Source organism: Thermobaculum terrenum ATCC BAA-798, from assembly GCF_000025005.1.
GTDB lineage: Bacteria > Chloroflexota > Chloroflexia > Thermobaculales > Thermobaculaceae > Thermobaculum > Thermobaculum terrenum.
Map to the genome: position 1 here is coordinate 383,384 of NC_013526.1, position 23,317 is coordinate 406,700.

Annotated in this window: 25 protein-coding genes; 13 read left to right on the forward strand and 12 right to left on the reverse strand. The window is 65.4% G+C overall.

Annotated features, from left to right (window positions below; translation table 11 throughout):
* Nucleotides 1-2: 2 nt before the first annotated feature.
* Nucleotides 3-461, reverse strand: a complete 459-nt coding sequence (locus TTER_RS11340; protein ID WP_012876165.1) for an SRPBCC family protein — start codon at nt 459-461, stop codon at nt 3-5.
* A gap of 129 nt (nt 462-590) precedes the next feature.
* Between TTER_RS11340 and TTER_RS11345 the strand changes: the two genes are divergently transcribed.
* A complete protein-coding gene (locus tag TTER_RS11345; protein ID WP_012876166.1) occupies nt 591-1,661 on the forward strand; it encodes an XdhC family protein in 1,071 nt (356 codons plus the stop codon).
* On the opposite strand, the gene TTER_RS11350 is transcribed toward TTER_RS11345, so the two are convergent.
* From TTER_RS11350 to TTER_RS11360, 3 genes are all read right to left on the reverse strand, one after another.
* Nucleotides 1,653-3,008 (reverse strand): MATE family efflux transporter, encoded by a 1,356-nt coding sequence (locus TTER_RS11350; RefSeq protein WP_241215282.1) that lies wholly within the window; start codon nt 3,006-3,008, stop codon nt 1,653-1,655. The genes TTER_RS11345 and TTER_RS11350 overlap by 9 nt on opposite strands.
* Nucleotides 3,009-3,198: 190 nt before the next feature.
* Nucleotides 3,199-4,716: a multicopper oxidase domain-containing protein gene (locus TTER_RS14960; RefSeq protein WP_012876168.1), complete on the reverse strand. Its 1,518-nt coding sequence runs from the start codon at nt 4,714-4,716 to the stop codon at nt 3,199-3,201.
* A 191-nt stretch (nt 4,717-4,907) separates the two neighbouring features.
* Nucleotides 4,908-5,351, reverse strand: a complete 444-nt coding sequence (locus TTER_RS11360; protein WP_012876169.1) for an HNH endonuclease — start codon at nt 5,349-5,351, stop codon at nt 4,908-4,910.
* Between the two features lie 80 nt (nt 5,352-5,431).
* Here TTER_RS11360 and TTER_RS11365 point away from each other — a divergent pair, with 80 nt between their 5' ends.
* The 3 genes from TTER_RS11365 to TTER_RS11375 all read left to right on the forward strand — a co-directional run bounded on the left by TTER_RS11365 (nt 5,432) and on the right by TTER_RS11375 (nt 7,313).
* Complete coding sequence (locus TTER_RS11365) at nt 5,432-6,352, forward strand: LLM class flavin-dependent oxidoreductase (protein ID WP_012876170.1); 921 nt, start codon at nt 5,432-5,434, stop codon at nt 6,350-6,352.
* On the forward strand, nt 6,345-6,911 hold the full coding sequence (locus TTER_RS11370; RefSeq protein ID WP_012876171.1) for a GNAT family N-acetyltransferase: 567 nt from the start codon (nt 6,345-6,347) through the stop codon (nt 6,909-6,911). Before TTER_RS11365 ends, TTER_RS11370 begins: the two co-directional genes overlap by 8 nt.
* A gap of 69 nt (nt 6,912-6,980) precedes the next feature.
* Entirely contained in the window at nt 6,981-7,313 is a 333-nt protein-coding gene (locus tag TTER_RS11375; RefSeq protein ID WP_012876172.1) for a helix-turn-helix domain-containing protein, read from the forward strand.
* A 140-nt stretch (nt 7,314-7,453) separates the two neighbouring features.
* On the opposite strand, the gene TTER_RS11380 is transcribed toward TTER_RS11375, so the two are convergent.
* The 3 genes from TTER_RS11380 to TTER_RS11390 all read right to left on the reverse strand — a co-directional run bounded on the left by TTER_RS11380 (nt 7,454) and on the right by TTER_RS11390 (nt 9,463).
* A complete protein-coding gene (locus TTER_RS11380; protein WP_012876173.1) occupies nt 7,454-7,852 on the reverse strand; it encodes a DUF2171 domain-containing protein in 399 nt (132 codons plus the stop codon).
* Between the two features lie 113 nt (nt 7,853-7,965).
* On the reverse strand, nt 7,966-8,361 hold the full coding sequence (locus TTER_RS11385; RefSeq protein ID WP_012876174.1) for a hypothetical protein: 396 nt from the start codon (nt 8,359-8,361) through the stop codon (nt 7,966-7,968).
* A 184-nt stretch (nt 8,362-8,545) separates the two neighbouring features.
* Entirely contained in the window at nt 8,546-9,463 is a 918-nt protein-coding gene (locus tag TTER_RS11390) for a hypothetical protein (RefSeq protein ID WP_012876175.1), read from the reverse strand.
* Between the two features lie 119 nt (nt 9,464-9,582).
* On the opposite strand from TTER_RS11390, the gene TTER_RS11395 reads away from it, so the two are divergent.
* Nucleotides 9,583-10,080 carry a M67 family metallopeptidase gene (locus tag TTER_RS11395; RefSeq protein WP_012876176.1) on the forward strand — a complete coding sequence of 166 codons (498 nt, stop codon included), beginning with the start codon at nt 9,583-9,585 and terminating at the stop codon, nt 10,078-10,080.
* Here the strand turns inward: TTER_RS11395 and TTER_RS11400 are convergent, their stop codons facing one another.
* The 5 genes from TTER_RS11400 to TTER_RS11420 form a co-directional block, all read right to left on the reverse strand.
* On the reverse strand, nt 10,081-11,109 hold the full coding sequence (locus tag TTER_RS11400; RefSeq protein ID WP_012876177.1) for a Gfo/Idh/MocA family protein: 1,029 nt from the start codon (nt 11,107-11,109) through the stop codon (nt 10,081-10,083).
* A gap of 35 nt (nt 11,110-11,144) precedes the next feature.
* Entirely contained in the window at nt 11,145-11,777 is a 633-nt protein-coding gene (locus TTER_RS11405) for a DNA alkylation repair protein (RefSeq protein ID WP_012876178.1), read from the reverse strand.
* 32 nt (nt 11,778-11,809) lie between these two features.
* Nucleotides 11,810-12,628, reverse strand: coding sequence for a PIG-L deacetylase family protein (locus TTER_RS11410; protein WP_012876179.1), 819 nt, complete (start codon nt 12,626-12,628; stop codon nt 11,810-11,812).
* An 89-nt stretch (nt 12,629-12,717) separates the two neighbouring features.
* The gene (locus TTER_RS11415) at nt 12,718-13,488 is read right to left on the reverse strand and encodes an ABC transporter permease (protein WP_012876180.1); all 771 of its coding nucleotides are present in this window, start codon (nt 13,486-13,488) and stop codon (nt 12,718-12,720) included.
* A gap of 37 nt (nt 13,489-13,525) precedes the next feature.
* On the reverse strand, nt 13,526-14,326 hold the full coding sequence (locus TTER_RS11420; RefSeq protein WP_012876181.1) for a daunorubicin resistance protein DrrA family ABC transporter ATP-binding protein: 801 nt from the start codon (nt 14,324-14,326) through the stop codon (nt 13,526-13,528).
* A 295-nt stretch (nt 14,327-14,621) separates the two neighbouring features.
* Between TTER_RS11420 and TTER_RS11425 the strand changes: the two genes are divergently transcribed.
* The 8 genes from TTER_RS11425 to TTER_RS11455 all read left to right on the forward strand — a co-directional run bounded on the left by TTER_RS11425 (nt 14,622) and on the right by TTER_RS11455 (nt 23,133).
* Nucleotides 14,622-16,103 (forward strand): rhamnulokinase, encoded by a 1,482-nt coding sequence (locus TTER_RS11425; protein ID WP_012876182.1) that lies wholly within the window; start codon nt 14,622-14,624, stop codon nt 16,101-16,103.
* Nucleotide 16,104: 1 nt separating this feature from the next.
* Nucleotides 16,105-17,331, forward strand: coding sequence for an L-rhamnose isomerase (gene rhaI / locus TTER_RS11430; protein ID WP_012876183.1), 1,227 nt, complete (start codon nt 16,105-16,107; stop codon nt 17,329-17,331).
* Nucleotides 17,332-17,350: 19 nt separating this feature from the next.
* Nucleotides 17,351-19,426 (forward strand): bifunctional rhamnulose-1-phosphate aldolase/short-chain dehydrogenase, encoded by a 2,076-nt coding sequence (locus TTER_RS11435; RefSeq protein ID WP_012876184.1) that lies wholly within the window; start codon nt 17,351-17,353, stop codon nt 19,424-19,426.
* Nucleotides 19,427-19,430: 4 nt separating this feature from the next.
* A complete protein-coding gene (locus TTER_RS14965; RefSeq protein ID WP_012876185.1) occupies nt 19,431-20,024 on the forward strand; it encodes an LUD domain-containing protein in 594 nt (197 codons plus the stop codon).
* Nucleotides 20,011-22,314 carry an LUD domain-containing protein gene (locus tag TTER_RS11445; RefSeq protein WP_012876186.1) on the forward strand — a complete coding sequence of 768 codons (2,304 nt, stop codon included), beginning with the start codon at nt 20,011-20,013 and terminating at the stop codon, nt 22,312-22,314. The genes TTER_RS14965 and TTER_RS11445 overlap by 14 nt, the downstream gene beginning before the upstream one ends.
* A gap of 114 nt (nt 22,315-22,428) precedes the next feature.
* On the forward strand, nt 22,429-22,746 hold the full coding sequence (locus tag TTER_RS11450) for a hypothetical protein (RefSeq protein WP_012876187.1): 318 nt from the start codon (nt 22,429-22,431) through the stop codon (nt 22,744-22,746).
* Entirely contained in the window at nt 22,743-22,883 is a 141-nt protein-coding gene (locus TTER_RS15645; protein WP_012876188.1) for a hypothetical protein, read from the forward strand. Before TTER_RS11450 ends, TTER_RS15645 begins: the two co-directional genes overlap by 4 nt.
* Nucleotide 22,884: 1 nt before the next feature.
* Complete coding sequence (locus TTER_RS11455) at nt 22,885-23,133, forward strand: hypothetical protein (protein ID WP_012876189.1); 249 nt, start codon at nt 22,885-22,887, stop codon at nt 23,131-23,133.
* Nucleotides 23,134-23,317 lie beyond the last annotated feature (184 nt).

A 23,317-nucleotide genomic window follows, 5' to 3' on the forward strand; every position in this document is an offset into this window, starting at 1 on the left:
GCCTAGCTGGAAGTTGCTGCTTGCTTGCTCTTGACCTTGTCCTCCATGCACTTGAAGAACTGCCTGGCCATCATCTTCGCTGCTGGGGTCAGCAGCCTCTGCCCTACGCTCGCCAGGGGGCCGCTGAGCTGCGCCTCCCCGATGTAGTTGATCACGGTCTTGTCCCCCTGATCCACCAGCGTGATGGTGGCTGTGCCGGTGACCCTGCCGCCGGAGAAGCTGCCCTCGGCGCTGAGCTGGTAGGACTCCGGCGGCTTCTGGTCGGTCAGGATCACGGTGCCGCTGTAGCTGCCTCGGATGCCCGCCACCCCGGCCTTGCCGGTCGCTTCGTAGCGCCCATCACCGACGGCCTCGAAGCTCTCTACCCCCGGCAGGCATCCCCGGAGGGCCTCCGGATCCTGCAGGGTCTCGAACACCAGCTGTCGAGGCGCGTGCATAGTATAGCTGCCATCAAGCTTCATTCCCTTACCTCCACTTTCTGCCCCTGGTAGGGGATAGGATAGCACTAATACGGACCTAGTCAAGACCTCAGCAAGAGTTGAGCCGCAAAGTCATCCGTGGTGCTATAATCTGGGGCAGGAGGCAGGCGTATGCGTGACATAATATCCACTCTGGAGGATTGGTTAGGTAGGTATCCCCGCGTGGCCCTGGCGACCGTGATCAGCACCTGGGGCTCGACCCCGCGCCCCACGGGCTCCCACATGGCCGTGAACCCTGAGGGGGAGTTCGTGGGCTCGGTAAGCGGTGGCTGCGTGGAGGGCGCCGTGGTGGAGGCCTCCCTGGAGGTGATCCGCAGCGGCGAGCCCCAGCTGCTGGAGTTCGGGGTGGCCGACGAGCTGGCCTGGAACGTGGGCTTGGCCTGCGGGGGGCAGATCAGCGTGTGGGTAGTGCCCCTGGCCGCGGGGGAGGTGTTCGCTCATATCGATGAGAGCCTGGGCGCCGGCGATACCATCGTGCTGGTGATGGCCGTCGACGGTGCGCTGCGCGGCCAGCTGGCGGCCGTGGGAGGCGACCACGTGACGGCCACGCATCCCGCGATGGTCGCCCCCGCGAGGGAGGCGGCCGAGAGGGCGCTGGCCTCCCGCGAGCCTGTGGACCTGGAGCTGGAGGGCACACGCATCTTCGCCGAGCCCTACTTCCCTCCGCCCAGGCTGGTGGTGATCGGGGCGGTGCACACGGCCATCCCGCTGGTGTCGCTCGCCAAGGTGATGGGCTACCGCACCATCGTGGTGGACGCGCGGGCGGCCTTCGCCACCAGGGAGCGCTTTCCCGATGCTGACGAGCTGCTCGTGCGGTGGCCGGACGAGGCTCTGGATCAGCTCCGACCCGACGAGGGTACCGCCGTCGTGGTGCTCACCCACGACCCCAAGTTCGATGAGCCCGCCCTCTCGGCTGCGCTCAGGTCCCGAGCGGGCTACATAGGCGCCATCGGCTCGCGCAAGACCAGCGGGGAGCGATTGGAGCGCCTGCGGGCCCTGGGCTTCGGGGACGCGGAGCTGGCGCGCATCCACGGCCCCATAGGACTCGACCTCGGGGGCAAGACGCCCGAGGAGGTGGCGCTGGCGATCATGGCGGAGATAGTCGCCGTCCGCCACGGCCGCACGGGGGGCATGCTGGGCGTCAGGCCGGCACCACCTCCTCGCCAGCAGATATCAGTGTAGCGCGGCGGCCACCCTCACCCTGCGGACGAAGTACCTCCACAGGGCGAACCCTATCAGAGGGGACAGCACCATGAACGAGAGCCACACGCCCACCAGGCTGAGCTCCGTGAAGCGTACGAGCGCCCAGGATATGGCCACGGTGCCCCACATGCCGAGCGTGTTGACGACCATGGGGTACCAGGTGTCGCCGGTGCCCCTGATCGCCCCCGCCTGCACGAACTCTATCGCCCAGAAGGGCTGCGCCAGGGCCACGAGCCTCAGGGCGCTGGCTCCTATGCCCACCACCTCGGGATCCTGGGAGAACAGCCCCATGATGGACTCGGCCCCGAGGAAGAGCACGGCACCTATGGTGCCCATCCAGATCATGGCCCAGAGGGTGGCCACTCGCGCTGCGCTCTCCCCCTCCCGCACGCGCCGCGCTCCCACGCTCTGGCCCACCAGCGTGGTGGCGGCGATCGCAAACCCTATGCCTGGCAGGAAGGAGAACGATAGCGCCGTGAAGGTGATTCTGTAGGCGGCGAGGATGTCGGTGCCCAGGTGGGCCACTATCACCGATAGCACGAAGAAGCCTGCTGAGATCATCACCTGCTCCATGGCAGCAGGTACGCCTATCCTCATCACATTGGCTGCTACCTTCACGCTCGGCATCCAACCCGAGCCATGTCTGAAGCTTATGCCGTGCCTACCCTTCCAGAGCACGGCGAGCAGCATGATAAGTGCTATGGAGCGAGCGATGAAGGTGCCCCAAGCACTGCCCACAGCTCCTAAGCGAGGTAGTCCCATGTGCCCATATATCAGGCCGTACGCCAGGAAGACGTTGATCACGTTGGCGATGCTGGTGACAATCATGGGCGTGCGGGAGTCACCTACCCCCCTCAGCACACCACCTCCTATAAAGAGCGCGATGAGCACCACCACAGTGGCTAGAGAGACGTGCAGGTACTCAGTGGCGATATGGGCCACGTCCGGCTCGACCCCGAACAGCGCGACTATGTGCCGGGAGAATAGCAGCCCGCAGGCGGCGAGCGGTACGGAGAGCAGGAAGCTCCAGATGATCGACTGTCTTGCGAGCGAGGATCCTTCCTCTAGATTCCCGGCGCCATAAGCCTGCGCCACGAGCACCGATGCCCCCACCGACAGGGCGGAGAGCGCGGATATCAGGAAGAACATTACTTGCAGGGCCGTGCCCACGCCTGCAATTGCTGCGGCCCCCAGCCCGGCGACGAGGAAGGTGTCGACCACGCCCAACAACGTCTCCAGCAGGTTCTCGCCGATCACCGGCCAAGCTAGCCCCAGCACCCTGCGCTGGATACCCTCCGAGTGTACCTGCCCCTCTTGTGCTATCACTGACAACTCCCCAACCCCCTTTAGGAATGCGTGCAGTCCATGATAGCAAAGCAAAGCCGCCCTCGGAAGGCATAAAATTGTCGATTTGTTCCAAATTAAGCTGATATTTATGTCTCTGGAACCAGCGTTCCCGAAAAGCTTGGGTGCCGGGTTAACCCGGCACCCAAGTGGGAGAAGAAGGGGTGGTGAGTTACTTCGAGACGTTGACCAGCGTGATCATCCCTCCGGGCTCCTGCCCATGGTTCTGCACGTGGCTGAGGATGTGGCAGTGGAACATCCACTTGCCGGGGTTGTCCATCTTGACCAGCAGGTCGTAGCGCTCTCCTGGCCCGATCGTCACCACGTCCTTCGTCAGCCTGGCTGCGGGCGGGACGTCGTGCCCATCAGTAGCGACGATCTCGAATGGGTTGCCGTGCATGTGCATCGGGTGCACCATCTGCCCGAGGTTGATCAGCCGCACCAGCACCCGCTCGCCCCGCTTGGCCTTGATGGGCGTGGTGGCGGGGAAGGCCTTGCCGTTGATCAGGTAGTAGCCTTCGGCCTCGCTCAGCACCTGGATGACCTCCTGATCATAGGACTTCTTCTGATGCCTAGGCTCTATGATCAACACTCCGTAGAGTCCCTTAGGCTCTTGGATGGCCGAGTTGTGGTGCGTGTGGTATATGAAGGTGCCCACTGGCTCAGCCTTGAACTCATATGTGAAGCTCTGGCCGGGTTTGACCACAGGCTGAGTTACGTCCGGCACGCCGTCCATGGAGTTGGGCAAGGTGTTGCCGTGGAAGTGGATCGTGGTAGGCTCGGGCAGCTCGTTCTTGAAGTGGATCCTGACCCGGTCGCCCTCCTTGACCCTGATGAGCGGGCCGGGAACCATGCCATTGTAGGCATAGGCATCGATGTATTCGCCAGGTAGCACCTCCCACTTGACGTGCTCTGCCGTCAGGTTGAACACCTTCACACCGTGTACTATTCGAGGCTTGATCTCCTGCAATCCGTACTTGCCGGCCTTCACTACCGAGGCATGGGAGACGTGGGGCATGGACCCTGAGTTCTGGTGCATTTGATGATCGTGCCCCTGGGACGCCCCTCTGCCGACCACAACCTCCGTTGTCATCCCGGCCTCCTTGTGCCCTGGTATCGTGCATACGGCCTGGTACCTGCCGCTGGTGCTTACCTTGAACTCGATGGTCGTGGCCTCTCCAGGGGCGGCCGCAGCGTACACCTGGCCCGCGGAGGTCTGCTGATCCAGGTTGGCGCTCATCGCCGCCGAGAGGTTGGCCGAGCGCTCCACAACCACGACCTCATCGGCCCTTAGCCCCTGTACCTCGAAATCGTGCTCTACGGCCCCCTCGTTCCTGAAGGTCAATCTCACGACCTTGCCTGCCGGGATCGCGATCGTCGCAGGCTGCAGCTGGAATTCCTTGGCGGTCACTGTTACCTCCGCGGCCGCGGCGCTCTCCCGCTGGGCCTGACCGGCTTGTCCGGTGCCCCCGGCCTGCTCGCTGCTCAGGACCGCGCTGCCCGCCCTGGCGCTGGGGCTCGCCTGCGGGGTGGCCTGTGCCTGCAGATAGCCCTCGGGCGTCTGCTCGTTGACGCCGGTCACCTCAGTTACCTGGGCCCCGTAGGAGGCAGTGCAGGCTGCGGCTACCAGCGACAGAACCACCATCAACATCGATATGCGTCCTGGGAACCAACTGTGTAGGTTACTCATACTATCACCTCCCTCAACTTCACTATAAGGATAGGCTCTAGCGCTGGAAGCGACCACGGTCGCCGGGGTGGTGGTGCCCTGACCAAAAGGGTGAAAACTCGTCACATCACCCTGACCTTTTGGTCAGGGTGGGGCGATGCCTCGGGGTTGGCGCGCAGGCGTGAGCCTGCGCTGGGGTCGATGAGCTTGGGTTACGAGGAGCTGTGTGGGGGCTCTATGCCGCGCGCCTCCAGCCAGGAGAGGTCCAGCTGCCAAGGGTGTCGGCTGCGCCGCGCCCACAGCTCCAGCTGTGCCTCCAGGTACAGCCTGGCGTCCTCCAGCGACCAGCCGTTGACGCGTGCCAGGTGCCGCAGGGCCCTGTCTCCCAGCCCTCGCGTGGAGGCGTACCCCCAGTGCACGACCATGTGGCAGTCGTGGCATAGGGCGGCAACGTCGACCAGGCGCTGGATCCTGCGATCGTCGTCGTACTCCCAGACCTCGTGGGCCTCCAGGCGCCCTCTGCGCCCGCAGGCCGTGCAGCGGTGTCCCGCGCGAGCGTAAGCCTCCCGCCTGATCTCATCCCACTGCGCGGGGGTTAGGATGGATCGGAGGTTGGATCCCCAGGACGTAGATGGCACCAGCTCCACGGTGAGCATGCCGTGCGACCTCCTACAGCTGCTTGCACAGGTCGTATACTTTTCTAATATATACATAGTACACCTAAGGAGAGCAGCCCATGCGCCAGGCTAGCAACAAGGTCATGTTCGGGATCAACATCGACCCTTCGCCACGTATAGCGGAGCTTGCTGTGGAGCTGGCGAGCTACGCCGACTCCATGGCGATCGACCTCATAGGCATACAGGACCATCCCGGTAACCCGAACTTCTTCGACACCTGGACCTTCATGACGGCGCTAGCGGTGCGCACCCAACGCGTGCGCTTCTTGACCAACGTCGCCAATATATCCCTGCGCCCTCCCGCCATGCTCGCCAAGGCCGCGGCGACCTTCGACATCCTGACGGGAGGCAGGCTCGAGCTGGGGCTGGGTGCGGGAGCGTCACCGGAGGAGATCCTGGCGTACGGGGGCGAGTTCCGCACGCCGGCGGAGGCCGTCGAGGCCCTGGAGGAGGCGATAGAGATCGCTCACCTGCTGTGGCAGCCGGGCGACGGCAAGACGCCGATCACCTTCGAGGGCAAGCAGTTCCGCATCCTGGGTGCGAGGCCAGGTCCCGCGCCCTCGGGCAAGATACGTATCTGGACGGGCGTGCGGGGCAGGCGCATGCTCGCGCTCACCGGCAGGCTGGCCGATGGCTGGGTAGTCTCCAACACCTACGTCCACCCCGAGGACCTGCCCGAGATGCAGGCGAGGATCGATCGAGCGGCGGAGGATGCGGGCAGATCGCCCTCCCAGATTCGCCGGGGGTACAACGTGATGGGCTACATCCGCACGCCGTCCAGCCCTGGCCTCCGCCTCAAGCCCGGGCTCATCTCGGGCACGGTCGAGGAGTGGGCTGATACCCTTGCGGGGTACTACCAAGAGCTCGGCCTGGACACCTTCATCTACTGGCCGGTGGCCGGCAGCGCTCAGGAGCAGATCCGGCTGTTCGCGGAGGGGGTCGTGCCCGCGGTCCGCAGGAGGTTGCAGGCCGTTGGCTGATCACCAGAGGGATCTCGGTAGCCTGTACTCCTGGTGGCGAGGGGATGAGCTTCCCGAGCTGCCGGATATCCCCGGCTTGCGTGTGCACAGGCTGGATGACGTCACCAACCCCCCACGTCTCTTCGACCTCAACCCCGCTCGCTGGCGGCTGCGCATCCAGCAGGGGCATCTGCCCTACATGGCGACGCTGGAGGGGGACCCCGCAGCGTATGGGTGGGTGGCCACCAGGGAGGCCGAGATCGGCGAGCTGGATATCCATATAGTGCTCGGCCCTCGCGAGTACTACCTGTGGGACTTCTGGACCGTGCCCCAGTACCGAGGCAGAAGGATCTACCCCCAGCTGCTGCAGGCGATCATCAGCGACCTGCTGCCCAGCGGGGACGCCTTCTGGATAGGGCATGGGCCCGGCAACGACGCCTCCAGGAGCGGCATCGAGCGCGCGGGGTTTCGCGAGGTGCTCTGGATCGTCGACACCCCCAACGGCGTGTTCGCCATCCCCATAGACCGCGAGCGCTCCGCCAGGGCATCGCAGCTGCTGGGGATACCGATCTTGCCCTGACGTGCTGCCTTGTGGCACGGCTCTTGCGCCGCATGGCAGGGTCATACGGAGAGACAGGGGAGGTGTGCGATGGCGGATCGATATGCCGAGGTGCGCAGGCTCTTGGCCCAGAGGCAGGACCTGATCCGTGCCCTGCCGGCTATGGAGCGGCGGATAGCCAGCATGGCGGCTGAGGGGGCTAATCCTTGGGAGATAGCCAGCGAGCTGGGAATAAGCCAAGAGGCCGTCAGGAGCGCGCTGGACAGGCTGACAGCACAGCTCAGGGGGCAGCCAAACAGCAGGACAGAGACCGGTGGCCTGGGTGCCGACACCGACCCTGGCGTCACCGGCGGCTACGGCGACACGGGTTTTGGGACGTTGGATACTGAGCCACCACCGGACAACACCGAGCCATCTGGCTAGGCGCAAACCCGCGTGTCCGGCCGCGCAGAGCCTCGCTAGCTTGTATGCCGGTGAGGACGAGCAAGTGGGTAAAAAGCGAAGCTATGGGGAGGGACAGCTCCCCCATAGCTTCATTATAACTAATGCCCTGTGGGGTTAGATCACAGCCCCGTAGCACCCGAGCCAGGCCCCTGCGTCTTGTTGCGCAACCCATAGGCCGCTATGCCCGGTGCCGGGCCCTCCAGGTCTGTGCCTGCCTCTTCGCTGGAGCGAGGTCTGTCCGGCCAAGCTACCTGCGAGAGCTCGTCCTTGGTGCAGGCCAGCACCACTCGATCGTCGGTCACTTCCTGGATCTGCTCGGCGGGGACGTATAGGTCATCTCCCAGCCCGAAGATCCCCCGCTTGACCTGGAAGAAGCTGCGCTCCTCGGTATCGACCTGGCCAGCGGATGTCTCTGTGCCTATGTTGACCTCTCCGACCTTGCCCACCTTCTCTCCGTCCGAGCAGTAGACCTCCATGTCCTCTCGTACCATGCTGATCAGTGTCTGCTTGTCTGCCATCTCGAGTCTCCTCCTGTGCGGGCTCGCGCCCATAACTGCGTCACAGGAGAGCTATCGCAATAACCTTGCCATTTGGCATCACGTGAGAGCCCATCTGTGGAGGGTGTGGCGCACTACCTTGGCGGCGGGGTCCGTCCCACCCTGCCGGCGGCAACGAGCCCCACGGATACCCCGATGTAGGTCGAGCCCAGCGAGATCAGCAGATAGGCCAGCGGCAGGGATCCCTCCACTAGGGGTGCGGGCCCCAGCAGGCCCGCGATCAGGAAGGGCAGGCAGACGACCGCTGCCGGCGCGATGATCCACGGCAGCACGCGCGGAGAAGCCAGCAGGAAGCTGAACGCCATGCCCAGCACCACGTACACCAAGGCCACCACCACGAACGTCTCGAAGCGCTCTGTGACGCTGAATACATCGGAGAACAGGGAGTTCAGCACGAGGAAGACCGCTGCCACGCAGCCCATGAGGAGAGCCCCAGCATAACCAGCCCAGCGCGCCAGCCTACCGACCATGGTTGCGCCTCCTATCCCAGGACGATGCCGGCAGCACGCACCATCTCCTCTGGGGGCCGCGCGACGTCTTGGCTTGAGTATAACCCCTGTGGGGGTTATCGTCTAGGGGCCCCGCCGATCTAGATTTACGCCGTCCTAAGGTCCTGATCGGTCACCACGGGCTGCGGGTGCCGGGGCTAGCATGCTAGGTCGGCTGCCGCGCGCGGTCCACCAAGTAGAGGTAATCCCCCAGCAGCAGGAAGCCCATCGCCGCGCCCATGAGCTCGCAACCCACGTACAGCGCTGCCACCTCGGGCAGGTCTGCCGCGGCTATGAAGCCCTCGCCCATGGCCTCGACGACCACGAGCATGCCACCCCCGATCAAGCCCAGGAGGACCACCAGGGGCCATACGCCGCGTCGTAGGTGCCGCTCCCAGCATCGGAGCGGCGGCAGCAGCGCCGAGAGGTCGTCCAACAGGTCGATCGGCGCTCCCGACACCGGGAGCGGTCGGGAGAAGGCCAGCAGAGCCACCAGCCCAAACAGGAAGCCCATGCCCAGCACCACGGAGAGCAGCTCGCCGGCGAGGTTGGCGTTCCACCTAGGAGGGTAGGCGAGCATCCCCAACAGCCCCAAGGTGGCCAGCCCCCAGGCTAATGGTCCCGCTGGGAAGCCCATGCCACCCATCATGTAGCTGAAGCGGATGTACTGGCGAGTGAGCTGCCACCACAGGCCAAGGGCTAGGGTCGCCAGCACCAGCACGCACGCGGCCAGCGTCCAGCCCCTGATGTCCCTTGCCCAGGCTCCCGGGTAGCGCAGTAGCCCCAGCAGGTCGGCTATGCTGCTCGTGCCCACGGAGAGCAGCGCGACGACGCAGGCTCTGAGGGCAAGCCGGTCGCTCCCCCCTGCCCGAAAGGCGCGCACCAGCGCTATCGACGCGCACAGCATCCCCAGCTGCAGCCCGAAGGAGCTCGTGGCATCAAAGGGATCCTCCCCGAATGGGCATAGCTTCTCCACTGCCGTCACCTGCTTGCTGAGCTCGAAGAACGCCAGGAAAGCCCCCACCACCAGCAGCGTCAGCAGGCTCCAGCGCCTTGCGTCCACTATGTCTTTCCCGTAGCCCATAGCCCATTAGACCCCTTTAGAGATGATATACCCGGCGGCGTCAGAATCCAACCATCTTGCAGCTCCGGCTATGCTTGTATATAATCCTTGCACGCACATTTACGGCCGAGGTGTTGGGTATGGGAGGCACCGATACCGCTAGGTCTCAGAGTAGTGGCGAGCTTGCCAGCTCAGGCTCCCCAGGAGGGGCCAAGAGGGCTCCCAAGGTACTGCTCGGGTGGAAGGAGCTCAAGTGCCTCCTGGATGCCCGGGGCTACGAGCAGGGCGGATTTCTCCTCAAGAACGAGGATGGCGCGATAGTGGGTGTGCTGCCCGTCCCGTCGCGCCTGAACTCTCCCGAGCGCTACGCCATGGATCCCAAGGAGTACAGGCGCCTGCGCCGCACCAGAAAGGATATCGCGGGCGTGATCCACACCCACCCTTCCGGGGATCCGGAGCCCTCGGAGGACGACAGGCGCCTGACCAAGCTGTTCCCCGTCAGGGAGGGCGAGTACAGGGCGGTGTGGCATCCCAGGTCGGGCAGGCTAACCTTCTTCGACCAGACGGGAGATGTGTGGGTGGGGTACATCAGGCGGCCGCTGTGGTTCCGCCTGATAGCCCCCCTCTTCTACGAGTAGCTACCGGCGGCCGACCTGGGGGACGACCTGCCCGCCCGAGGCCGCTGATCGGTAGAAGGCTACGCATGCCGCCAGGTTGTGGTGCGCGTCCTCGACGGTGGCTATCGGCTGCTCCCCGCGCATGGCGGCGATCCAGTGGTCGATGCCCTCGGAGCCTGCCTGCCCGGGGGCGAAGTGCACCCAGCCTTCGAACGGAGGGAAGCTGCCCGCCACCGCGACGCGGCCGCTGAGGGAGTCGTAGGCGCACGCCCCCTCGCTGCCCACCAGGCTCCACTGCATGCGGAAGGCGCCGGGGGCCGCGTGCCAGGTGTCCTCTATGGTGGCCACGAGCCCGCTCTCGAACTCGACCGTCGCGACCCCATAATCCTCCAGGGGCAGGTCCGGATAGCGCAGGTTGCGGGCTACCCCATATACCCTGGCCACCTCCGAGCCCGTCAGCCACCGCAGGAGGTCTATGTGGTAGATGGCGTGGTCTATCCACCCACCACCGGGAGCCCGGTTGGGGTCCGCGAACCAACCTGGGTCGGGGTCGTCCGGCCAGCTTCTGGGCAGAGAGGCCCACAGGCTGAAGCTCGCTGTGAGGAGGCGTCCCAGGCGCCCTTCATCGACCCAGGACTTCAGGCGGGCGTACTGAGCCGAGAGGCGTTGGCGGGACTCAGCGGGCAGGAACACGACGCCAGCGTCCCTCACGGCCTCCACCACCCGGGAGGACTCCTCCAGCGTGCGGGCCAGGGGCTTGATCGACAGGATGTGCTTGCCCTCCCTGGCGGCCGCGATGCAGATGTCGGGGTTGCGGTCGACGCTGACGAAGCTGGCGATCGCGGTTACGTCCGGGTCGTGGATCAACTCCTCCGGATGGTCCGTCACTCGATCGATCCCCAGGTCTTGGCCGACCTTGCGAGCCTGCTGGGGGTCCGAGTGGTAGATGCCCGCCAGCTCCGCCTCGGGGTGATCCACTATGGCGCGGGCCAGGGGCAGGGCTGAATACCAGTGATCTAGTCCTACCAGGGCTATGCGTACCGATGCCAATCCACTTCTCCTTTCGAGGGTTGTATCTTGTGGGGCTAATGGGCCGTGCTCGGGGCCTCCAGCAGCCGGCTTGCCAGGGTGTAGGTGTGCAACACCCTCCCGTCGGTGAGATCCCACGTGGCCAGCTCGGAGCGCACGATGTCGGGGAACCTCCGGCTGAGGTCACGCAGGGCGTTGCCCACCGACCTGCGCACCTGCTGGCTGTCGTCCGCGCGCAGCGGCGCCAGCAGCCTGACGGCCCGCTGTGGCTGTTGGGGTAGGCGGCTCGAGCGGATCCACGGGCGCAGCCCCTCCACAGCCGCCCTCCGCACGTTGGGATTCTGGTCGCCCAGCCAGTCCTCTATCACGGGGAGGGCGCTCTCGTAGCCCACGTCTCGGCAGTACTTGGCGAAAGCCTTGGCGAGCATCTCCTGCACGCGCCAGTCGGGGTCCAGGCTCACCTCGTAGCGGAGCGTGTGCAGGGCATCCGGACAGGTGCTCGCGATGTAGCCGAGGACGAGGGTGGCGAACATGCGCGTCTGGTGCAGGTCCGACCGCAGCAGCATGCGCGCCGTGGACAGGTTCTCCTCCTGGCAGCCACCTTTCACCAGCCTGTCCGCCTCCTCCTCTATGGGCCTGAAGCCCCGCTGCACCTCCGCCAGCTTCTTCATCGTCTCCCAGATATCCATGTACCACCCCCTTGCTATCTCGATATGCGCTATTAGAAAGGAAAGAGCTGCCGCTGCAGCTCCGGCGTGAGAGCGGAGCCGTACTCACAGGCCTCGAACGCCTCGGCGTAGCGCACCTGGCTGCCCCTGTCCTGCCCGTAGCGGGCGATCAGGAGATCCCGGAAGCGGTCGGCATCGGCCCGCAGCCTCGGCTCCATCCGCCGGCGCAGCCAATCGACCCGCTGCTTCGGGTCCTCGGGGACCTCCTGCTGGTAGCCTCCGTTGTACGGCAGCCACTCGAAGAACTGCGACTCGTGGCAGGCGATCATGCGGAACTTCTGCTCCACCACCTCGCCTATGTCGATCACCACGTCGGGAGAGAAGGGGTACGGCTTCTGGAAGCGGTCGCTGACGTACATGATGACGGGGTTGACCCTCAGATGGTCAGCCATGGCGCGCACGTTGGGCACTGTGACCATGTACGCCGCGTCCTGCACGAGCACCGATGTGTAGCGGTGGTCGGGATGGTAGTCGTTGGGCCTGGGCACAAGGATCAAGCTGGGCCTGAACTCCCGAATGATGCCGATCACCTCGCGTCGGCGGTCCAGCGTCGGCAGCAGCTCGCCGTCGTGGTTGTCCAGCACCTGGTATTCGATGCCTATGACGCGCGCGGCCGCCCGCGCCTCGGCTGCCCTCCTGCGGGCCAGCACGGCACCGCCCTGCAGGTGGTGGCCGGCGTCCCCGTTGGTCATCGAGACGAACCTCACCCGCCAGCCCCTGCGCGCGTACAGGGCAGCCAGCCCCCCAGCGGTCGCGTCACAGTCGTCCGGATGCGCGCCAAAGACGAGCAGCGAAGGCGCTTCCTCGGGCATCCTCTCCCTCCCTTCGGTTGGTGCGTCCACAATATAACCTGTTTTGCCCAGAATGTGAAGACTTGCACAAACTGATTTTTGTTCCAAGCCTACTGCGCCAAGGTGGGGAACCTCCACGCGGTGAGCGCCACGAGCACGACCACCGCGAGCCCCATCACGGCCACATCCAGCCCTATCCCGTAGTGGCTGACCCCGCCCCTGACCATCAAGGCCCGCAGGGCGTCCACCTCGTAGGTGAGCGGGTTGAGGCGGGATACGACCTTCAGCCACGCGGGCATCATGTCGATCGGGTATATCGCGTTGCTGGCGAAGAACAGCGGCATCGTGAGCACCTGGCCCAGCCCCATGAAGCGCTCGCGCGTGCGCACCATGCAGGCCACGAACAGCGAGAACGTGGAGAAGATCAGCGCCCCCAGCACGACTATCACCAGCGTGGCCAGCAGCGCCAGCGGGTGCCAGTTGACCTGGACGCCGACCAGCAGCGCCAGCAGGAAGATGATCAGGGCCTGCGTGAGTCCCCGGACGCTGGCGGCCAGCGCCCTGCCCAGCACCAGCACTGCCCGTGGCGTGGGCGTGGCCAGGAACTTGTGGATGATGCCCAGGTCCCTCTCCCAGATGATCGACATGCCGCTGAAGATGCCGATGAACAGCACGCTCTGAGCCAGGATGCCCGGAGCCATGAAGTCCAGGTACCTGAGATCGCCCGTGGGGATGGCCCGCACGCGCGTGAACACCTGCCCGAACACCAGCAGCCACAGCGCCGGCTGCACCGCCCTGGTGAGCAGGTCGTAGGGGTCGTGCAGGATCTTGCGGGCCTCCACCTCGGCTATCACCAGGGTCTTGCTGATGAACCCCAGCACGAAGGCCAGTGGGTTGGTGGGCTGCGCGACCGGTACCTTAACCGAGGCGACGGGCTGTGCGCCTTGCTCTTGAAGCTTCACGGTAGCTACCTCCTGTCTCGAGTTCTCCTCCTGTGTAGTGGACGAACACCTTGTCGAGCGTCGCTTCGGGATCGCCGATGGACGCCTTCAGCTCCGCGGGCGTGCCTATGGCGGCGATGTTGCCCAGGTGCATGATCGCTATGCGGCGACACAGGCCGTCCGCCTCCTCCATGTAGTGGGTGGTCAGCAGGATCGTCATCCCGAACTCCTCCCGCAGCCGCATGATGTGCCCCCACACCGCGGCGCGCGCCACGGGGTCGAGCCCTATGGTGGGCTCGTCCAGGAAGAGGACCGTGGGCTGATGGAGCATGGACTGGGCGATCTCGAGCCTGCGGATCATGCCGCCCGAGTAGGTGCGCACCAGGCGATCGGCAGCCTCCTCCAGCCCCATGAACTTGAGGGCCTCGCGGATGCGCCCCTCGCGCTCGCGCCTGGGGATGTCGTACAGCTTGGCGAACACCAGCAGGTTCTCGTAGCCGGTCAGCGAGCCGTCGGCCGAGAGGGCCTGCGGCACGTAGCCTATTATCCGGCGCACCATGGTGGCGTGGCGCACCACGTCGTATCCGCCTATGGAGGCGCGCCCAGCATCCGGCGGCAGGAGGGTGGTGAGCATCTTGATGGTCGTGCTCTTGCCGGCGCCGTTGGGCCCAAGCAGGCCGAACACCTCGCCGGCTTCCACGTGGAAGGAGATCGAGTTGACCGCGCGCACCTCCCCAAAGGACTTGCTGAGGCCGTCTACCTGTATGATGGCGGTCATGTGCCCTCCTCTGCTGAAACATTAAGCCTTTTAACCTTACGGTATTTTGACACTACTTGAAGAAACATGCAAGAGGGGAGGCCGGGACAGCTGCACGTGCTCGGGAGGCTCCGGCATGTCGCCGCGATCGGTAGGGAGCCGGGCGCAAATTGATATATTATATAAAATATGTGAAAAATAGACCTGCAAGTCGACGCCAAAATGGGGCAAAATATGTACTCGATGGCTAATTTCGTGATAAAGTATCACAAAGCAAACAAAAACTAACAGCTAATCTATCAGCGGGAGGTCTGCCTTGGGAGGAGTCGCCAGCTACGTGGGGGTTGATCTCGGTGCCGAGAGCGGTCGCGTCCTGCTGGGCGAGCTCGAGGGCGATCGCTTCTCCGTCCGCGAGGTGCACAGGTTCGCTAACGTCCCCGTTCGCCTGCCCGATGGCCTGCACTGGGATATCCTGCACATCTATCGGCAGGTGCTCGAGGGCGTATCCAAGGCCCTGCGCGCCGCAAGCGGCGAGGTGAGGAGCCTGGGGGTGGACTCCTGGGCCGTGGACTACGGCCTGCTGGACTCCCGATGCGCCCTGATCTCCAATCCCTACCACTACCGGGATGCGCGCACCGAGGGCATGATGGAGCGGGCATTCGAGCGCCTGCCACGGAGCGAGATCTTCCGTCGGACCGGGATCCAGTTCATGCCGATCAACACCCTGTACCAGCTGTTGGCGGAGGCCTCCCATCCCGAGATCTCCCTAGCGCAGCACTTCTTGATGATCCCCGACCTGCTCAACTTCTGGCTGACCGGGGTCATGGCTTCGGAGTACACCAACGCCACGACCACCCAGCTGTTCTCGGCGCGCGACCGCGCGTGGGACCTGGAGCTGATAGAGCTGATGGGGATCCCGTCGCGGATCTTCGGGGAGGTCGTGGCGCCCGGCACTCGCCTGGGTACGCTGAGGGACGAGGTGGGGAGGGAGCTTGGGGCTCATGGGCAGCTCGAGGTCGTGGCGGTGGCCTCGCACGACACGGCCAGCGCCGTGGTGGCCGTGCCCGCCGAGAGCGATAGCTTCGCCTACATCTCGAGCGGTACGTGGTCGCTGGTGGGCACGGAGCTGGCGGAGCCCCTCCTCGATGAGCCCGCCCTTCGCTACAACTTCACGAACGAGGGGGGCTACGGGGGCACGGTCCGCTTCCTGCGCAACGTCATGGGGCTGTGGATCGTGCAGGAGTGTCGGCGTGCCTGGGAGCGCGAGGGGGAAGTGCTGGATTACGACGCCCTCATGGCGGAGGCTGGCCGGGCCCAGGGCATGGTGGCCTTCATAGATCCGGACGCTCCCGAGTTCCTGCGCCCCGGGGACATGCCTTCCAGGGTGGTGGATTTCTGTCGACGGACGGGGCAGAGGCCGCCGAGCACCCGCGGCGAGGTGGTACGTTGCGTCCTGGAGAGCCTGGCGCTGAAGTACAGGTGGGTGGTGGAGCGCCTGGTGGAGGTCACGGGGCGCGAGGTCTCCGCGCTCCACGTGGTGGGAGGCGGCAGCCGCAACGCCCTCCTCTGCCAGTACACCGCCGACGCGCTCGGCATGGAGGTGATAGCCGGGCCGGTGGAGGCCACGGCGCTGGGCAACATCGCGGTGCAGGCCCTGGGTGGGCACGACCTGCGGGAGATACGGCAGGTCATCAGGGGATCGGTGAGTCTCAGGAGCTACGAGCCCTCTCCCGAGCGCGGCCTATGGGAGGAGGGCTATCAGAGGTTCCTGTCAATACTGCAGCACACGGAGGAATAAGATGCCAGGTGGAGATCTCGACAGAAGCTATCAGGAACTTAGAGGCAGGTTGGAGGAGAAGGGTATCGATGTGGACGGGGTGGAGGCCAAGCTGAGGGCGCAGCGCGTGGAGACGCCCTCCTGGGCGTACGGCAACTCGGGCACGCGCTTCAAGGTCTTCCCCCAGCCGGGGGTGCCCCGCAACCCGTTCGAGAAGTTCGAGGATGCGGCGCAGGTGCACCGGCACACGGGGATATGCCCCTCGGTGGCGGTGCACATCCCCTGGGACAAGGTAGATGACTACGGGGAGCTGGCCTCCTTCGCAGGTTCCCTGGGGATGAGGATCGGGGCGATCAACCCCAACCTGTTCCAGGACGAGGACTACAAGCTGGGCAGCGTGACCCATCCGGATCCCAGAGTGCGGCGGAAAGCCACGGACCACCTGCTGGAGTGCATAGAGATAGGGCGCCAGGTGGGTTCGGACATCCAGTCGCTGTGGTTTGCCGATGGCACCAACTACGCCGGCCAGGACTCCTTCGTGGAGAGGCGTCATAGGATGCTCGAGTGCCTGCGGGAGGCGTACGCGGCCATGCCCGAGGGCATGCGGATGCTCCTGGAGTACAAGTTCTACGAGCCAGCGTTCTACCACACCGATCTGGCCGACTGGGGGCAGTCGCTGCTGATGTGCCAGAAGCTCGGCGATAGGGCGCAGGTGCTGGTGGACCTGGGACACCATGCGCTGGGCACCAACGTCGAGCAGATAGTTGCCACGCTGTTGGACGAGGACCGCCTCGGAGGGTTCCACTTCAACGCCCGCCGGTATGGCGATGACGACCTCATCGTCGGGTCGACCAATCCCTTCGAGCTGTTCCTGATCTACGTGGAGCTCGTGGACGCCGAGCGCAGGGGGGCTCGTGTGGATCGGGTAGCCTATATGATAGACCAGTCGCACAACATCGAGCCGAAGATCGAGGGGATGATCATCAGCGTGATGCAGCTGCAGGAGTCCTACGCCCGCGCCCTGGTGGTGGACTGGCGGGAGCTGGAGGACGCCCGCCGCAGCGGTGACGTGCTGCGGGCCTACAGGGTGCTGCAGGATGCCTACCAGACGGACGTCCGCCCACTCTGTGCGGTGGTCAGGCAACAGCTGGGGGCTTCCGCCGACCCTGTGGGGGCTTTCAGGGCCAGCGGCTACATGGAGAAGATCGCCAGCGAGCGCCAGGGTGGCGTGCAGATGAGCTGGACATAAAACGAGAGAGGGGATAGGAATGCGGACGGAGACACACGACATCAGGGTAGAGGATCTATGGAAGGATGAGGAAGTTGAGGGGGAGGGAGAGCTGGAGCGGTTGGTGTACCGGTCAAGGCTGCTTGGAGCCAACCGTGCGGTGGCCAACTACGGGGGAGGCAACACCTCCAGCAAGGTGATGTGGACCGATCACTTGGGTCGGGAGGTGGAGGTGCTGTGGGTGAAGGCTTCCGGCAGCGACCTGGCGACGATCACTCCTGAGGGCTTTGCTGGGCTGAGGCTTGGGGAGGTGCTGGCGCTGCTTGACAGGGAGGCGATGACGGACGAGGAGATGGTGAGCTACCTGGGCAAGTGCCAGTTGGAGCCTGGGATGCCCAGGCCCTCCATCGAGACGCTGCTGCACGCGTTCGTGCCCCACAGGTGCGTGGACCACACGCACCCGGATGCGATCAACATGATCTGCTGTGCGGAGCACGGGCAGGAGTTGGCCAAGGAGTGCTTTGGGGAGGACGCGGTGTGGATCCCGTACATGCGACCTGGTTTTACCCTGTCCAAGCAGGTGGCGGAGGCTGTGAGGGAGCATCCTGAGGCCAAGCTGGTGCTATTGGCCAAACATGGGTTGGTGACCTGGGGGGAGGACAGCAAAGAGAGCTACCACAGGACGATCGAGGCGGTCAATCGGGCGGCGGAGTTTGTGATGGCGCGCAGTGCTGGCAGGCGGGTGTTTGGGGGGCTGCGTGGGCAGGTGTTGGAGGAGGAGCGAGCGCGGGAGCTGCTGGTGGAGGTGCTGCCGCACATCAGGGGGGAGGTATCTGTCACCGGTAGCAAGATCCTGCGAGTGGACAGGAGTCCCGAGGTGCTGGAGTTCGTGGATGGGGTGGAGTCGAGGGAGCTGTCGCAGGTGGGAGCGGCCTGTCCGGACCACCTGGTGCACACGAAGATGCGGCCTTTGTGGGTGGACTACACTCCTGGGGAGGACGTGTGTGAGCTGATCAGGCGCGTGAGGGAGGGGATACGGAGGTACAGGCAGGAGTACGAGGAGTACTTTCGGCGGCACAGCAGCGGGTGGGAGAGGATGATGGATCCCAATCCCCGGGTGATCCTGCTGGCGCACGTGGGGATGGTGACGGTAGGAGGGGATGTGAGGAGTGCGGAGCTGGCCAGGGATCTGTACCACAGGGCGATAGAGGTGATGCGTGGGGCCAGTGGGATGGACAGGTTCGTGTCGCTGACGGAGGAGGAGTCGTTTGCAATCGAGTACTGGCCGTTGGAGCAGTACAAGCTGACGCTGTTGCCGGCACGGAGGGAGCTAGCGGGGCAGGTGGCGTACGTGACGGGTGGAGCTGGGGGCATAGGGAGCGCGATCTGCCGGTTGCTGGCGCAGGAGGGGGCGAGCGTGGTGGTGGCCGATCTGGATGAGGAGGGAGGCAAGGCCGTGGCTCGGGAGCTTGGGCAGCCATCGATCGGGGTGTGGGTGGACGTGACGGACGAGGGGGCAGTGGCGGAGTCGTTTCGGAGGGCGGTGCTGGAGTACGGGGGAGTGGACATAGTGGTGTCCAATGCCGGGCTGGCGTCGAGTGCGCCGGTGGAGGAGACGACGGTGGAGTTGTGGGAGAAGAACCATGAGGTGTTGGCCAAGGGGTACTTTGTGGTGTCGCGGGAGGCGTTCAGGCTGTGGAAGCGGCAGGGAGTGGGAGGCAGCCTGGTGTACATAGCGTCGAAGAACGGGTTGGTATCAGGGAAGAACGCCTCGGCGTACTCCTCTGCGAAGGCTGCGGAGCTGCACCTGGCGAGGTGTCTGGCGGACGAGGGGGGAGCGTACGGGATAAGGGTGAACACGGTCAATCCGGATGCGGTGCTGCAGGGGTCGAGGATCTGGAGCTCATCGTGGAGGGAGGAGAGAGCGAGGGCTTATGGGATAAGGCCTGAGCAGTTGGAGGAGTACTACCGGGAGAGGACGGTGTTGAAGGTGAACATCTATCCCGAGGACGTGGCGCAGGCGGTGCTGTTCTTTGCCTCACGGAGCCGCTCGGGCAAGTCCACGGGCAACATCCTCAACGTCGACGGCGGCGTCTCCGCCGCCTACCCAAGGTAGTCCCATGCCGGACGCCAAGGTATTCGCGGATCGGGCTGCCGCCGTGGGCTGCCAGGTGTCGTTGGCTGGCCCGGCGGACGTGGACGCCGTGGTGGGGGTGGTGGTCGCCGAGATGGAGACGACCGCCACCGATGCCTGCACGCTCAGCGCCCGGGCGGCCCTCATGCTGCCCGAGCTCGCCGACGCCCTGAGCGAGGGGGGAGCTGACGTCTGCATTGCCGAGGAGCTGGCGGCGGGGCTCTCCACTCGCGAGCTGGCCGAGCGCCTGGCGGGCAGGGTCGGGGTGGTGGCCGCGGAGGCGGGCGTCGTGGAGACCGGCTCGGTGCTGCCGTCCGACGACACGCTGCCCGCCAGGCTGACCGGCATGCTTTCGGAGTCGGTCGTGGTGCTGCTGCCCTCGTCGCGGCTGCTGCGAAGCCTGGATGATCTGGCCGACCTCCTGGGCCAGCTCGCGGCTCAGGGGCGCCATTTCCTGTCGCTCGTCACGGGGCCCAGCAGAACTTCTGACATCGAGCGGGTGCTGACCATAGGCGTGCAGGGCCCGCGCAGGCTCCACGTCGTGATACTGCAAGAGGAGGCAAGAGTTGGCAACGAGTGATGCTCATCAGGGATCGGTCGCGCACGAGATGCGGCCTTTCGAGGTGCGCTACCGACGGGCGCTGAGCAACCAGCAGCTGGAGCGCAATCTGCTGAACTTCCAGCGCTCCTGGAGGACCGCGCGAGATGCCGTGTGGAATGAGTACGCCGAGTCGGGGATGGCGCCCCAACCTGCTGGCGCCCCCAACGCCAACCCCCTGGCGTCCCTTGGTGACTCGCCGGGAGACCGCCTCTTTAGGTCCCTGCGGGATCAGATGGCGGCTATCAAGGATGAGGTGATCGACCACCTCGAGGAGTACATCGACCAATTTACTCAGGCTGCGGAGCGCAACGGGGTGCGGGTGTACCGTGCAGCTACGGCGGATGACGCCAATCGCTACGTCCTAGAGCTGTGCAGGGATAGAGGCATCCGGCACGTCGTCAAATCCAAGAGCATGGTCTCCGAGGAGATAGAGCTCAACGCCGCCCTCGAGGGTGCGGGCATCAGGGTGGTGGAGACCGACCTCGGCGAGTGGGTGGCGCAGCTCAGCCACGAGCGCCCATCCCACATGGTGCTGCCGATCATCCACAAAAACCGCGTGCAGGTGGGCGACCTCTTCTCGGCCTACACCGGCCGTCAGATCAGCCGCCAGGACATAGGCGAGCAGGTGAGGGTGGCCCGCAGCGAGCTGCGCCAGGAGTTCCTAGCTGCCGGCATGGGCATCACGGGCGCCAACGCCGTGGTGGCCGACGTCGGCGCGATCATGCTGGTGACGAACGAGGGCAACGCCCGGCTGGTGACCTCGCTGCCCAAAGTGCACGTCGTGCTGGTGGGCGTGGAGAAGATGGTGCCGAACTTCGCGGCGGCCATGCTGCAGGTGAGGCTGCTGGCGCGCTCCGCCACGGCCCAGCCTATAACCGCCTACACCACCTTCATCAACGGCCCATCCGAGCCGGGCAGGGAGATGCACGTCGTGCTGCTCGACAACGGCCGAAGCACCATGCGCGCCACGCCCCTCATCCGGGACGCCCTGCGGTGCATCCGCTGCGCCGCCTGCGCCAACGTCTGCCCGCCGTACGCGGTGGTGGGTGGGCACGTGTTCGGGCACATCTACTCCGGCGCCATAGGGCTGGTCAACACCCCTTACCACCACGGGCTGGAGGCGGATGCAGGGTCCCAGAGCCTGTGCGTGTCCTGCAACGCCTGCGCCACCGTGTGCCCCGTGGGCATCCCGCTGCCGCAGCAGATCCTGGAGGTAAGGACCGAGGTTGTTCGCCGGTTGGGGCTGCCCCTGCCCGTGCGGCTGGCGCTCGAGCTGTGGTCCCGCCCGCGGCTGGCGCAGCCCCTGTTGCGCCTGGCGGGGCAGTTGGTGCGCCCGCTGTCGAGCGGGGGCATGCTCCGGCTGGGTAGGCTGGGCCTGGATCGCCTGCAGGTATCGCGGCAGCAGCTGTCGTGGCGTACCCCTCCCACGGTCGCGGGCACGCCGGCCAGGGACCTGCTGCGCCCAGGTCGCTCCGAGGCCGCACTACCCAACGACGCGCAGGGCCTCAGGGTAGCCTACTTCATCCAGTGCGTCACCGACTGGTTCGCCCCCCAGATGGCCGTCGCGATCGCCAAGGTGCTGAGGGCGCTGGGTGTGGAGCTGGTCGTGCCGCAGCCCCAGCACTGCTGCGGCCTGCCGGCCTTCGATGCCGGCGATCGCGACACCGCGCGGAGGATGGCCCAACAAACGATCGAGACCCTCGAGCGGGTGGATGCGGACTACATACTCACCGGCGGCACCAGCTGCGTGGTCTGCATGCTGCACGAGTACGAGCGCATCTTCGAGGACGAGCCCGCGTGGCGGGAGCGCGCCCAGCGGCTGGCGCGCAAGGTAGTCGACTTCACGACCTTCCTGGTGGAGGTCGCGCGGCTACGACCTGGGACCCTGAACGCCCCACCGGGGCTGGGCAGGGTGACCTACCACAACTTCTGCCAGTCGCTCAACGTGCTCGGCCTCAGGGAAGCCCCCATCAAGCTGATCAGGGATATCCTGGGCCTGGAGTACGTGGAGCTGCCCGAGGCCAACGTCTGCTGCGGTTTCGGAGGCTCCACGTCCATCACCCACCCCGAGGTGGCCTCCCACATCCTGCGCCGCAAGCTGGAGAACGTCGCCTCCACGGGCGCTGACGTGCTCGTCACCGACAACCCCGGGTGCATACTGCACATGAAAGGGGGCCTGGACGCCGCGGGCAACGGCCACGTGCGCGTGATGCATACGGCCGAGCTCGTGGCTGAGTGCCTGCCCCGTGGGCTGGGGCACGGCGCGTAAGGCCCTGGGATGCGCCTGGGCTCCCCCGCTGCCCTCGTGAGCCCGGGATGGCCCATTTTGGTTTTGGCATCGAACCTGCTATAGTATTATGACTTGAGAGGGGTAGTAGCTAGCATGAGCAACGATAGAGAGGCAAACCGACAGCAGATGGAAGAAGAGAAGAGGGCGTATCTCGTGGAGGAGCCCAGGGGCGAGCCGCTGCCGGATCTAACCCAGATGGGTGTGGACGAGGGCTCCTACGTGGAGACCCCGGATGGCGGTGAGGCCATAGTGGTGGGCGATGAGGAGCTGGCCGAGAGGCTGCAGGCCGAGGGGCTGACGGTGACCGACGCCCCAGCGGGCCACTTCGCCAACGAGGCCGGCGTCGATATCTGGGTGGATGAGGAAGGCACCGCCAGGGTGACGAAGGAAGAGGAGGAGGCGGAGGAATGAGCTCGGCGGCCATGGAGATAGAGATAGAGGAGCCGCCGGCGCCCTCCCCGGAGCCGGAACCACCTCTGCCGACCCCGCCGGAGCCCGAGCCCGAACCTCCTCTGCCCAGCGACGATACACATCCTATAGGGGGTTAGAGTGCACCAGACACCGCTCTTCGTCAAGCTCGAGTACGAGAGGGATGCCGCGACGTACGTCAACCTGCTGGCCATAGCCGAGGTCGACTTCCACGAGGAGGGCGAGAACCTCGTGGCCAGGGTGCGGTACGCCTCGGGCAGCGGCCTCTCGGAGGTGGTGACCTTCCATGGCCAAGCGGCGGAGCAGCTGCTGGCGGCGGTCAACCACCACCTCATAGTGCACGACGAGCCGCCGGTCAGCACCGAGTAGCTGATCCCAACGATCTAACCCACAGCCCGCGGGAGCCGCGGCCGCGAGGGGGCTTCCGGGTGCTGGGTAGGCGCACCAATCGAGCCGTGAATGACTGCCTGCGGGCGTACCCTACGCCCGTCCAGAGGACACCAACCTTTACGATGACCCCAGCCCATGCGCGCTGGTTGCCTACGCCACTGCG